Source organism: Arthrobacter sp. NamB2, assembly GCF_005281365.1.
In the GTDB taxonomy this organism is placed as follows: Bacteria; Actinomycetota; Actinomycetes; order Actinomycetales; family Micrococcaceae; genus Arthrobacter_D.
In genome coordinates this window covers 238578-250927 of record NZ_SZWI01000003.1, presented here as the reverse complement: position 1 = coordinate 250927, position 12350 = coordinate 238578, and the positions used below count along the sequence as shown (strand labels likewise).

The 12350-nt window shown below is 67.7% G+C and carries 10 protein-coding genes; 5 read left to right on the top strand and 5 right to left on the bottom strand.

Annotation, left to right across the window (positions count from 1 at the left end; all coding sequences use genetic code 11):
• Positions 1-16: 16 nt before the first annotated feature.
• Both FDK12_RS07660 and FDK12_RS07655 read right to left on the bottom strand, forming a co-directional pair.
• Positions 17-1102 (bottom strand): CE1758 family FMN-dependent luciferase-like monooxygenase, encoded by a 1086-nt coding sequence (locus FDK12_RS07660; RefSeq protein ID WP_137369021.1) that lies wholly within the window; start codon positions 1100-1102, stop codon positions 17-19.
• A gap of 110 nt (positions 1103-1212) precedes the next feature.
• Complete coding sequence (locus FDK12_RS07655) at positions 1213-1836, bottom strand: FMN reductase (RefSeq protein ID WP_137369020.1); 624 nt, start codon at positions 1834-1836, stop codon at positions 1213-1215.
• A gap of 200 nt (positions 1837-2036) precedes the next feature.
• Here FDK12_RS07655 and FDK12_RS07650 point away from each other — a divergent pair, with 200 nt between their 5' ends.
• Positions 2037-3272: an amidohydrolase gene (locus FDK12_RS07650; protein ID WP_137369019.1), complete on the top strand. Its 1236-nt coding sequence runs from the start codon at positions 2037-2039 to the stop codon at positions 3270-3272.
• Positions 3269-4678, top strand: a complete 1410-nt coding sequence (locus tag FDK12_RS07645) for an amidase (RefSeq protein ID WP_137369018.1) — start codon at positions 3269-3271, stop codon at positions 4676-4678. The genes FDK12_RS07650 and FDK12_RS07645 overlap by 4 nt, the downstream gene beginning before the upstream one ends.
• Before the next feature lie 10 nt (positions 4679-4688).
• On the opposite strand, the gene FDK12_RS07640 is transcribed toward FDK12_RS07645, so the two are convergent.
• The 3 genes from FDK12_RS07640 to FDK12_RS07630 form a co-directional block, all read right to left on the bottom strand.
• Entirely contained in the window at positions 4689-5762 is a 1074-nt protein-coding gene (locus FDK12_RS07640; RefSeq protein ID WP_137369017.1) for a hypothetical protein, read from the bottom strand.
• Between the two features lie 169 nt (positions 5763-5931).
• Positions 5932-6765 (bottom strand): nuclease-related domain-containing protein, encoded by an 834-nt coding sequence (locus FDK12_RS07635; RefSeq protein ID WP_137369016.1) that lies wholly within the window; start codon positions 6763-6765, stop codon positions 5932-5934.
• 272 nt (positions 6766-7037) lie between these two features.
• Complete coding sequence (locus tag FDK12_RS07630) at positions 7038-7628, bottom strand: TetR/AcrR family transcriptional regulator (RefSeq protein WP_137369015.1); 591 nt, start codon at positions 7626-7628, stop codon at positions 7038-7040.
• A gap of 115 nt (positions 7629-7743) precedes the next feature.
• Here FDK12_RS07630 and FDK12_RS07625 point away from each other — a divergent pair, with 115 nt between their 5' ends.
• The 3 genes from FDK12_RS07625 to FDK12_RS07615 all read left to right on the top strand — a co-directional run bounded on the left by FDK12_RS07625 (position 7744) and on the right by FDK12_RS07615 (position 12344).
• Entirely contained in the window at positions 7744-8997 is a 1254-nt protein-coding gene (locus FDK12_RS07625; RefSeq protein ID WP_223263159.1) for an MFS transporter, read from the top strand.
• Positions 8998-11475, top strand: coding sequence for a beta-glucosidase family protein (locus tag FDK12_RS07620; RefSeq protein ID WP_137369014.1), 2478 nt, complete (start codon positions 8998-9000; stop codon positions 11473-11475).
• A 137-nt stretch (positions 11476-11612) separates the two neighbouring features.
• On the top strand, positions 11613-12344 hold the full coding sequence (locus tag FDK12_RS07615) for a DinB family protein (protein WP_137369013.1): 732 nt from the start codon (positions 11613-11615) through the stop codon (positions 12342-12344).
• Positions 12345-12350: the final 6 nt, after the last annotated feature.

Sequence of the window (12350 nt, the reverse complement as noted above, 5' to 3'; positions counted from 1 at the left end):
GCTCGGTCTCCGGATGTCAGACCGAGGCGGGCACCGGGCTGGGCTTGCGCGTGGTGTGCACCGGCTTGTCAGGAACGTGAGCCGGGCGGCGCTTGGCGAACTCGGCGCGCAGCTCGGGCAGCACCAGTTCGCCGAAGAGGTCCAGCTGGTTCAGCACGGTCTTCAGCGGCAGGCCCGCGTGATCGATCAGGAACAGCTGGCGCTGGTAGTCGCCGAAGAACTCCTGGAAGGAGAGCGTCTTCTCGATGACCTCCTGCGGGCTGCCCACGGTCAGCGGCGTCTGGGCCATGAAGTCCTCCATCCGCGGTCCGTGACCGTACACGGGTGCATTGTCGAAGAACGGGCGGAATTCGTTGATGGCATCCTGCGACTTCCTCGCCATGAAGAACTGGCCGCCCAGGCCGACGATCGCCTGGTCCGCCGAGCCGTGGCCGTAGTGGGCATAGCGTTCGCGGTAGAGGCCGATGAGCTGCTGGTAGTGCTCCTTGGGCCAGAAGATGTTGTTCGCGAAGAACCCATCACCGAAGTACGCGGCGATCTCGGCGACCTGCGGCGTGCGGATGGAACCGTGCCACACGAACGGGGCGACGCCGTCGAGCGGGCGCGGGGTGGAGGTGAAGTTGCGCAGCGGGGTGCGGAACTTGCCCTGCCAGTTGACGACGTCGTTGTCCCACAGCTGGCGCAGCAGGTTGTAGTTCTCGATGGTCAGCTCGACGCTGTCCTGCTGGTTCTTGCCGAACCACGGGTACACCGGGCTGGTGTTGCCGCGCCCGAGGATCAGATCGACCCGACCGTCGGCGAGGTGCTGCAGCGTGGCGAAGTCCTCGGCGATCTTCACCGGGTCATTCGTGGTGATCAGCGTGGTGGACGTCGAGAGCTTGATGCGCTCCGTCTGGGCGGCGATGTAGGCGAGGATCGTCGTGGGGGAGCTGGCGTAGAAGGGTGGATTGTGGTGCTCGCCCGTGGCGTAGACATCCATGCCGATCTCTTCGACCTTCTTGGCGATGGCGACGGCTGCCTTGATGCGCTCGTGTTCGGTGGGTGTTGTGCCGGTGACAGGGTTTTGCGTGATGTCACTGACGGTGAAAACGCCGATTTCCATGATTTCTCCCTATGGATTGTTAGGTTCTGGGTTGCCCACTGCCGGGCTGGCTCGGTGAGCTTGTGGCTACGATCTGCTGCGGAGCAGCTCCGAGCCGGTGAGCAAGGTGGTCAGCGGTTGGACCTCGTGATGTTGGCCAGCAGGTCTTCGAAGGGCAGTGATTCAAGGGGCTCTTCGTGCACTCGCGGTGCCGACGTCGCGCCGACCATTTCGGCCAGTTCGCGCGCAGCGCGGCGCACCCTCTTGTCCAGGGGTTGCTCGTCGTCGTGACCCGCGCCCCAGTCCTGCGGGGACGCGTAGACCGCGGTGGGGACGACGCGCGCACGCAGGTAGGAGAAGAGCGGACGCATCGCGTGCTCGAGCATGAGCGAGTGGCGGGCACTTCCCCCTGTCGCTCCGAGGATGACGGGCATCCCCTGCAGGGCGGTGTTGTCCATGACGTCGAAGAGCGACTTGAGCAGACCGCTGTAGGACCCGGAGAAGACCGGGGTCACCACCACCAGTGCGTCGGATTCCGTGATCCCCTGCAGCATCGAGGCCAGGGCGGGTGGGGCGTAACCGGTCACCAAATTGTTCGCGATGTCGACCGCGTAGTCGCGGGCCTCGACGTTCTCGACGACGACTGTCTCACCCAGGGCGGTCAGCTCTTCACGGACGGCTGTCGAGAGCTGATCCGCGAGCATCCGGCTGGAGGAGGGTACACCCAGACCTGCGCTGACGACGGTGATTCTCATTGCGGTACTCCTTCGACTTCATGCATTTGCATACACCCTACTCAACCCAAGCGTGGCCGGATAAATTCCTTCGACGGTCACCGGCGTCGTCGTTGTCCCCATCACCGCAGTGTTCAACCGACTCCTGCGTCTCCTCGCGGTCCGGACTCCCGACGCCCCCGTCAACTAAGCTCCGGTACTGAGCCCTCCGAAAGGACACCATGACCATCGACACCGCTGTCTTCGACCTCTCCGACGCCTCCACCACGGCGATGCACGAGCTCTACCGGCACCTGCACGCGCACCCCGAGCTCTCCATGCAGGAGACGCACACCGCCGCGTTCATCCTCGACAAGCTCAACCACCTGGGGCTCGAGACGTTCCTGTGCGGCGGGACCGGCGTCGTAGGGATCCTGCGGAACGGCGACGGACCGGTGGTCGGTTATCGCGCGGATACGGACGGCCTGCCCATCGCGGAGGACACCGGGCTGGACTACGCGAGCACGACGACGGGCGCACTCGCCGACGGGACGGAGGTTCCGGTGATGCACGGCTGTGGACACGATACGCACATCACCGTGGGCCTGACCGCTGCGCAGCTGCTGACCGAGAACCTCGACGCGTGGGCCGGCACGGTCGTGTTCATCTTCCAGCCCGGCGAGGAGACGGGTGAGGGGGCCGAGGCCATGGCGGAGGACGGACTGTGGGACAAGGCGCCCATGCCGTCGATCATCTACGGACAGCACGTGTGGCCCGGACTCACCGGCACGGTGAACATCAGCAAGGGCACGGCCATGGCGATGGCGGACTCCTGGCGGGTGACGGTGCACGGCAAGCAGGCGCACGGTTCGCAGCCCGAGCAGTCGATCGACCCGATCGTCCTCGGCGCGCACATGGTGGTGCGCCTCCAGACGATCGTCGCGCGCGAAGTGCACCCCATGAAGTCGGCCGTCGTCTCGATCGGGACGTTCCACGGCGGCCTGAAGGAGAACATCATCCCGGCGTCGGCGGAGTTCACCGTCAACGTGCGCACGTTCGACGTCGACGTGCGCGAGCGCGTCCTCGACTCCCTGCGGCGGATCATCAGCGCGGAAGCCGCTGCGTCGGGCGCGCCCGAGCCCGAGATCGAGGAGATCAGCAGCTTCCCCCAGTGCTACAACGACCCCGCCTCCACGGAGGACCTGATGGCCGTGCTCGGCGAGGTGCTGGGCGAGGACGCCGTCGTCGAGTCCCCACCCGTCATGGGGAGCGAGGACTTCGGCCTGCTCGCAGACGCAATCGGCGTCCCGAGCGTGTACTGGTTCTTCGGCGGGCACCCGCAGGAAGTGCTCGACGGCGAAACCGCGCCTCCGGGCAACCACTCGCCGTTCTTCGCACCCGCCATCGAACCGACGCTCACCACCGGCGTCCGGGCGGCGATGACGGCGCTGCTGTCGAAGGTCGGAACCGCCGCGTGAGTGGTGCCCTGCACGAGCTGTCCGCCGTCGAGCTGACCGGGGCGATCCGCCGTCGGGAGGTGTCGGCGCGGGAGGCGCTCGAGGCGCACTTCGATCGCATCGACGCCGTCAACGGCACGATCAACGCCGTCGTCACCGAGGACCGGGAGGGCGCGACGGCGCTCGCCGAGGCGGCGGACGAGCTGACGATGTCCGGTGGGGACCTCCCGCCGCTGCACGGACTGCCGATGACGCACAAGGACACGCACAACACGAAGGGGCTTCGCACCACGCAGGGCTCACCCGTGTTCCGGGACTTCGTGCCCACGTTCGACGACCTCATCATCGGCCGGCTCAAGCAGGCCGGGGTGGTGACGACGGGCAAGACGAACGTGCCGGAGTTCGCCGCCGGCGCTCACACCTTCAACGAGCTGTTCGGCACGACCGTCAACCCGTACGACACCAGCAGGAGCGCGGGCGGAAGCAGCGGGGGAGTAGCGGCGTCGATCGCTGCCCGCATCCAGCCGCTGGGCGACGGCAGCGACATGGGCGGCTCGCTCCGCAACCCGGCGTCGTTCTGCAACATCGTGGGCTACCGGCCGTCCATCGGCGTGGTGCCGACGGTGCCGACGCGCAACGCCTGGGCCTGGCTGAACCGCAACGGGCTGATGGCGCGCGACGTCGAGGACATCGCGCTGGGCATGACGGCGATCGCCGGGGCCGATCCCGCGGTGCCGTACGCCTACCCGGTGACGCGGTCCTTCAAGGCGTCGCTCCAGCGGGACCTGGCCGGTCTGCGGATCGGCTGGTCTGCCGACTTCGGGCTGGGCGTGCCGGTGGACCGGGAGGTGGTGCGGGTCCTCGAGGGGCAGTTGCAGGTCTTCACCGATCTCGGCGCCATCGTGGAGGAAGCGGCCCCGGACCTGCGCGGCGCGGACCAGGTGTTCGGGACCACGCGCGCCTTCGACTTCGTGCTCGGACTCGGTGACCTCGTGAGGAAGCACGGCGATGCGATCAAGCCGGAGATCCGCTGGAACGTGGAGGAGGGGCTGAAGCTGACGGCACAGGACATGATCGACGCCGCCGTCGCCAGGACGAGGCTCGACGCCGGCGTGCGCCGCTACTTCGGGAGGTACGACGTCTTTGTGAGCCCGACCGCGCAGGTACTGCCGTTCGACGCGTCCGAGCGGTACCCGACGTCGGTCAACGGCGTGGAGTTCGGGACCTACCTCGACTGGATGCGCTCGGCCACGCTGATATCGGCCACCGGCCTGCCCGCGGTGTCGGTGCCGGCGGGCTTCAGCGAGGACGGCCTGCCGGTCGGCATGCAACTGGTCATGCCGCACGGGAGCGACGTCGAACTGCTGCAGGTGGCGTACGCGTTCGAGCAGGCGACGGGCTGGGCGAAGCGGGCGCCGGAGCTGTAACCAAGCCCGGCTACGTCTTCAGCGGGCCAAGCCTGACGATGGACGGGTCTGTGGTGTCCTTCACCGCAGCAATTCCGGCAGCTGACGCCTGCGCCAGGCACCACTTCACGAGGCTCCCCAACGCCAGGCTGGCGAGGTTTCGGTTCCCGTCCAGCCGCTGCCCGACGAAGCCGCCGAACTGTCCCACATGGATGCCGCTGTCCCGCAGTCGGCCGTCGTGCAGCGCCGAGAGGAAGGCCGCGCGGACGTGGTCCGGTCCCGCGCCCGATGTCGGGACGTGCTTCACGACGTGCTGCCGCAGGTGCTCGTGAATGGACTGAGCCTGCTTCCCTGCAGTGGGGGCGGGTGCGTTTGCTTTTTCGTTTGTTGCCCGCGCGACCGGGACTGCACTTGCCGGAGATAGTGCCACCGACAGCTGCTTTACAGGAGGAGTTGCGGATGCAGTAGCAGCGTCTGAGCCAGGAGCAGCCGGTGCAGCAAGGGGTGGGATCAGTGGCCCGGCCTCAGCAAGCGCCGCCAGTTCGAGGTGCAGCGCAGCCAGTTCCCGATGAATGGCAGCAATACGCAACGTTGCCTGCGTCGTTGGATGCGTCGTCGGCTGCGCCGGCGCGGAAGCCGGGGGAGCGAGCTTCCGGCGAACCGCGGAACTGACCGAGCAACGGAACAGGTTGGCCAGGTCGACAGCGAGGTGGGCCCGCTCCGACTGACCGACCAGCAGGGGAGCAGTGGTGGCTCGCCGTTCAATTGTTTGGGCAAGCTCCTCGAGAGTCGCGTGCACGACGCCGTATCGCAGGCGTTCCTGCTGGGTCTTCCCGTTGACCTGCGGGCAGTAGACGCTCTGATACACGTTGATGGCGTCCTGGTTAGCCATGGCAAAGTGGCGCGGCGCAACGCTTCGACGGAGGACACGACGAACAGCGTCCAGCTGTCGCGCGACCTGTTCGATCGGATTAGGCACTTCCTTGTCGCCGACGAGTATCCACGGCCTGCCGGTGTCCTTCACTTCGCTGACCTGCGCGCTGTAACGCTTCCACTCACTGAGAATGAAGGTGCCCTTGTCCGAGTTGTAGAAGAGCCAGTCCACCTCTGCGACGGGCGTACCCGGCGAGTCCACCCTGCAGTTGCTGAATGCCCACACGTGGTCGCCCAGGGGTTGATGCAGGCGCGTCACGTCAGCGGGGGCCGCCGTGTGGGCGGCAGTGTTCGTGGAAGGGAAATGCAGCACGTTAACCGTCTTTCAGCGGAAGGGTCGGTCAGAACGGCGGAAGGATGCCCGCGGCCGAGGCGAGAACCGCGGCAGGTACCGAAAGGGCCCAGCAGAGGCGCCGTCGTCGTGCCTGTTCCACCAGCCGGTGCAGATTCTCGAACGCCTGCACCACGGCGGCGGGTTCCTGAAGCACCGACGGCGTTCGGCACCAGGTCGCGGGCTCGGCTGCTGCCGCCGCGAGCACTGCAACCTGATCGGTCGACAACACGACCGGCTTCCGGGTGAGCCAGCGCAGGAGCTCGTTCCGGGTCAGTACCGATACCGCGCGGTGCTTTTCCTTGACCGTGACCTGCTGCGCGCCGACGACGACGATCGCGGCCCGAGCCACGACGTCATGCCCGACCGCTGATGAAAGGAGCTTGCCGGCTCGTGCCGCCTCGTGCTCGGCGTTGCGGACGTAGGGGTAGCGGGAGCCGGCGACCATGAAGGTGCCCTTGGCGGTCCACACCTTCTGGCCGGGATGATGTTTGGCGTTGATCGTGAAGATGCCCGTTGGTCCGATCACGACGTGGTCGATGTCGGACGACTTCTCGCCCACGGGCACCGCGTGCAGGACGCTCCACTCGGGCCCGAGTGCTGCAAGGGTCCGCCCTACAGCCCGCTCACCCACCGCACCCGAGTACCAGGGACGGCTTTCGGGCTGCAGGGGAGACACTCCGAAAACCCGCGCCAGCAGTCCGCGCTCGTCCCTGGCTCCGTTGACCTCGAGCAGTTCCTCCATGACGGACTGCCCCGGAAGCCGGTGCGCCAGCTGACCCGGTTGCAGCAGGTCCGCGACGTCGGGCGCACCGATGTCCCCGAGTGGTACCTCAGCGCTCACAATGTTCCCCAGCCATGCGATGCCCCCCGAGCAAGAATCCGGGCGAGGCTCGCCCAGGTAGAACGAATCTACCGGGCGACCCGCAGCAAGGCGCGCGATGGATGTCCCTGATGAGGCAGGATTCCGTCAGCATTTCCGCAGTGCGAGCTGCGCGAGTGGCTCGGCCTGACCGGGCCCGAGGACTCCGCCACGGATGCAGCAGCGGAAGTGCTGGGCACCCTCGAGTCGGCCGTCACCGGTCTGCTCGCCTGGATCAGCCGACGCAGCGTCCGCTAGTCGCCAGCCCCGGGCGCCTTGAGCAGCGCGATCGCCCTGCGCAGCCCCTCCTGCATGCTGACGCCCTTGTCGTAGAGCCACTGCACCTGGATGCCGTCGAACACGCCGATCAGCAGTCGCGCCGCCCACTCGGGGTCGATGTCCGCACGGTACTCGCCGGACCGCTGCCGCGCCTCGACGTCCCTCGCGAGGTCGCGGATGACCAGTTCGTAGCGCTCCCGGAAGTACTCGTGCGACGCGTGGGACGTGTCGTTCGCCGTCGCCGACGCCACGGCGTACAGGCTGGTCAGCCCCGGCTCCTGTTCGTTCCGGGCCGCCACGACCGGCAGGTCGTCGACGCCGAAGACCTCACCCGCCATGCTGATCGCACGGTCGTCACGCTCGGCGAGAACCGCCTGCTGCAGCTCCTGCTTGCTGCTGAAGTAGTGGAACAGCGTCGCTTCCCGTACGCCCACGAGCTCAGCGACGTGCTTGAGCGCCGCGCCCTCGAAGCCTTCCGTCGCGAAGACGTCCGTTGCCGTTTGGATGATCGTCCGGCGTCGCTCTTCCCCTTTGGCGTAGGGCCCCCGTGTTTTTCCCGTAGTCACAGCCCCAGTCTAGGAGGGCATACAGGACACATTCTACGAAAACCTAGTAGCACTCAACTTTGGCGTGTACGCTCTACCCCAGTCCCAACGACGGGCCCTGACAAGGAGAGGCAACGTGGCCAACCTTCCAACCTTCATCCCCGAGGCAGCACCCACCCAGCGAGCAAGCCGGGCATTCATGATCGGTCTCCCGATCGCGAGCGCCGGCCTGTGGATGGCGGTCCTCGCGCCTGCACTCGTAGTCCTCGCGATCAAGATCGCAGAGCTCACCACCCCGGATACCCGCGCGAGCGCCTACAGCCTCGTCGCCGGTGTCGGCGCCCTGACCGCATTGCTGGCGAACCCCGTCTTCGGCCGACTCAGCGACCGCACCACCTCACGCTTCGGCATGCGGAAGCCGTGGATCGTCGGCGGGTCCCTCGTCGGTCTGGCCGGCCTGTTCATCCTCGGCTCGGCGAACGGCGTCACAGGCGTGCTGATCGGCTGGATCGTCGCCCAGCTCTCGTTCAACGCCGCGCTCGCAGCCCTGGTTGCCGCACTGCCGGACCAGGCGGCCCCGGACCAGCGCGGCAAGCTCTCCGGTCTCGTCGGCATGACCCTGCCGATCGGTCTCGTGGCGGCGGCCTTCTTCGCCCAGCTGTTCGACACCGCCTTCCTGATGGCCGTCGTCCCGGGTGCGGTCGGTGTGGCGATCGCCCTCGCGTTCGCCTTCACCTTCACGGACCGCGTGCTGGGCGAGAAGCCGAAGGACAAGTACACGATCAAGGACTTCCTCGGTTCGTTCTACTTCAACCCGGTCCAGCATCCCGGCCTCGGCTGGGCCTGGTTCACCAAGTTCCTCGTCTACATCGCCTACTGCTGTGGCCTGCTGTACATGCCCTACTTCCTCAGCGACCACCTCGGCATCGCGCAGGCCGACGTACCGACCCTGGTCTTCCAGCTGACCCTCGTCAGCGCGGCCGGAACCGTTGCCACCAGCTTCCTCGGCGGCTGGATCAGCGACCGTATCGGCAAGCGCAAAAACCTCGTGATCCTCTCCGCCGTCGTCATCATGGCCGGGCTCATCATCATCGCCACCAGCAGCGACTTCACCCAGGTCCTCATCGGCCAGGCCATCGCGGGCATCGGCCTCGGCTGCTTCACGGCGGTCGACGTCGCCCTCATCACCGACCTGCTGCCCGCCGACCAGACCGAGAACGCCAAGACCTTCGGCGTCTTCAACATCGCGCAGGCCCTGCCGCAGTCCCTCGTACCCGCCATCGCCGCGCCCGTCATCGCCCTCGCCGGCTACCCCGGCCTGTTCCTCGGAGGAGCGGTGGTCGGCCTGATCGGCGCCGCGCTCGTCACCCGCATCAAAGGAGTCAAGTAAATGACCGTCACAGCAACCACTCCCATCGCCGTCGATCCCCGCATCCGTGAGCTTGCCGAGAGCCTGACCCTCGAGCAGCAGGTGAGCCTGCTGACCGGCGCCGACGTCTGGAGCACCGTGGAGATCCCGGAAATCGGGCTCCGCCGCATCGTCCTCAGCGACGGCCCCGCAGGCGTGCGCGGCGAGGACTTCGACGAGCGCCACGACTCCATCAGCCTGCCGTCGTCGTCCTCTCTCTCTGCCGCCTGGTCCGTGGACCTCGCGCGCCGCTACGGGCAGGTGCTCGGCCAGGAAGCGCACCGCAAGGGAGTCCATGTGGTGCTCGGCCCGACCATCAACCTGCACCGCTCACCGCTCGGCGGCCGGCACTTCGAGTGCATGAGCGAGGATCCGGTACTCACGGCGCAGCTCGCGGCGGGGTACGTAACCGGCGTGCAGTCCACCGGCATCGGTGCCACCCCGAAGCACTTCATCGCCAATGACGCCGAGACGGACCGCTTCACGGCGGATTCGGTCGTCGCGGAGCGGCCCCTGCGTGAGCTCTACCTCGCGGCGTTCGAGCAGGCCGTCACCGAGGCCAAGGCCTGGCTCGTGATGAGCTCCTACAACTCGATCAACGGCACGACGGCGAGCGAGAACCCGCTCCTCGAGACCCCCCTGTCCACCGAGTGGGGCTTCGACGGCGTCGTGGTCTCCGACTGGACCGGCGTCCGCTCCATCGACGCGGCCAAGGCCCACCAGGACCTTGAGATGCCCGGCCCCGTAGGCTCCTGGGGCCCGAAGCTCGTTGCCGCCGTCAAGTCCGGCGAGGTGTCCCGCGAGGCCATCCTCGAGAAGGTCACCCGGATCCTGCGGCTCGCCGCGAGGGTCGGCGTCCTCGAAGGATTCGAGCCCGCCGTCACGGAGCAGCCTGCCGAGATCGACGGACGCTCCCTCGCTCGCGAAGCCGCCGTCCGCGGGTCGGTGCTGGTACGCAACGAGGGCAACCTGCTGCCCCTGGATGCCGCACGCCTCACGCGTGTCGCCGTCGTCGGCCACAACGCAGCCGAGGCCCGCACGCAGGGCGGTGGCAGCGCAACCGTCATGCCGCTGCGGATCGTCTCTCCGCTGGAAGGACTGCGCGAGGCACTGCCCGACGACGTCGAGCTCACCTACTCGCGCGGCGCGAAGGTGGCCGACGGGCTGCAGGAGTTCCCCCGGACCTCGCTCTCCAACCCGGTGGCGGGCGTCCCCGGACTCCGGGTATCCTTCTTCGACGCCACCGGCGCGGAGATTTCGGGCGAGGACCGCCTGGCCTCGCACCTCATCTGGTTCGGTGTCGGCATCCCCGAGGGCACCTCACGCATCCGTATCCAAACCGAGTGGACAGCGCCCGACGACGGCGTGCACCACCTCGGCGTCGGCACCGTCGGCGAGGTGAAGCTGATTCTCGACGGCGACGTGGTGTTCGACGGCGAACTCATCGACGAGCACGACGTCCTCGGGGCGGCCCTGTTCTCCCCACCGCAGAAGACCTTCCCCGTCACCACCACGGCGGGTCAGCGCGTCTCCGTGGAAGCGATCTTCACGCTGCCCGAGAGCCAGGTCATCCCGTTCTCCGCCATCCTGCTCGGTGAGGAAACCGTCGTCGACGACGCGGACGCCGAGATTACGGCGGCCGTCGAGGCTGCTCGCGAGGCCGACGTCGCCGTCGTCGTCGTGGGCACCAGCGCGGCCATCGAGTCCGAGGGCTTCGACCGGAAGGACCTCGACCTGCCCGGGCACCAGGACCGTCTCGTCGCCGCCGTCGCCGCGGTGAACCCGCGCACCGTCGTCGTCGTGAACTCCGGTTCTCCTGTCCTGATGCCATGGCGCAATGCCGTCGATGCCATCCTGCTCGGCTGGTTCGGCGGCCAGGAGTTCGGCGCCGCGATCGCCGACGTCCTGCTCGGAGCCGAGGAACCGGGCGGGCGCCTGCCCACCTCCTGGCCCGCGGCACTCGAGGACGTCCCCGTGCTGAACACGACGCCCGTGGACGGCAAGGTGCACTACGAAGAGGGCATCCACGTCGGCTACCGCGCGTGGCTGAAGCAGGCGGCAGACGGCGGAGCGAGCCCGGCCTACCCCTTCGGCTTCGGCCTCGGGTACACGTCCTTCGACCTGGGCGCAGCCTCGACCGACGTCGCCTCCGTGGAAGCGGGGGAGGACGTCATGGTAAGCGTCCCGGTGACCAACACGGGCTCCCGCTCCGGACGCGAGGTGGTGCAGGTGTACGTGACCCGCAACGACTCCGCGGTGGACCGGCCCGTCCGCTGGCTCGCAGGCTTCGGCTCGGTGACGCTCGAACCCGGCGCGACCGGCACCGTCGGGATCCGCGTTCCCGCCCGCGCTTTCGCACACTACGAGGACGGCTGGCAGTACGAGGCCGGACAGTTCCAGCTGCTCGTCGGCCGGCACGCCGAGGACGGCTTCCAGGAGCTGACCATCGAGGTCCGCTAGGCCGCAGTAGCAGGACAAAAGGCTCCCGACGACGTGTCGGGGGCCTTTCCTGCTATCCGTCTTCCATCGACGGCAGCCGCCGCCTTTCGTGCGGCTGCTTCAGCGCGGATCGGCCCTGACGCGGTGATAATGAGGCCATGACGACCTATTCCGGCACGAGGGAGTTCGAAGGCGCGACCTTCGTCAGGGCGAGCTTCAAGGGCGCCACGCTACGGTTTTCCGATGTGAGCGGTGTGACGATGCGCGGCGTCGACGTGGACGGGCTCGACCTCGACAGCCACGACCTCTTCTTCGGCAGTCTCCTCGTCAACGGAGTCGACGTGGTGCCGCTCGTGGACGCCGAGCTCAATCGGCAGTTTCCGGGCCGCGAACTGCAGAAGGCACAGACACCCGAGGGCCTACGCGAGGGCTGGGCCGCTGTGCAATCCGCCTGGCAGGAGACGGTGACGGACACGCCGCTGGAGCTGGTGGACGCCCACGTGGAGGACGAGTGGTCCTTGGCCCAAACCCTGCGGCACCTCATCCTGGCAACCGACGCCTGGCTCCGTGGCGGAATCCTGCAGGTGCCACAACCGTTCCACGAGATCGGCCAGATCTTCACCGGTGCCCGCGAGATGGGCTTCGACATGTCGGTCTTCCGCGCGGACCCGCCGACGTACGAGGAGGTCCTCGAGGTACGTGCCGAGCGGCAACGGCAGGTGACGGACTTCCTGTCCACCGTGACGCCGGAAATGCTCGGGGAGGAACGCGACAACCCGTGGGGTGGCGGCGACTGGCATCCCAGCGTGGGTGACTGCGTCCGCGTGATCCTGGAGGAGGAGTGGGCGCACCTGCGCTACATCCGACGGGACCTCGCCCGCCTGTCTTGAGCGGAG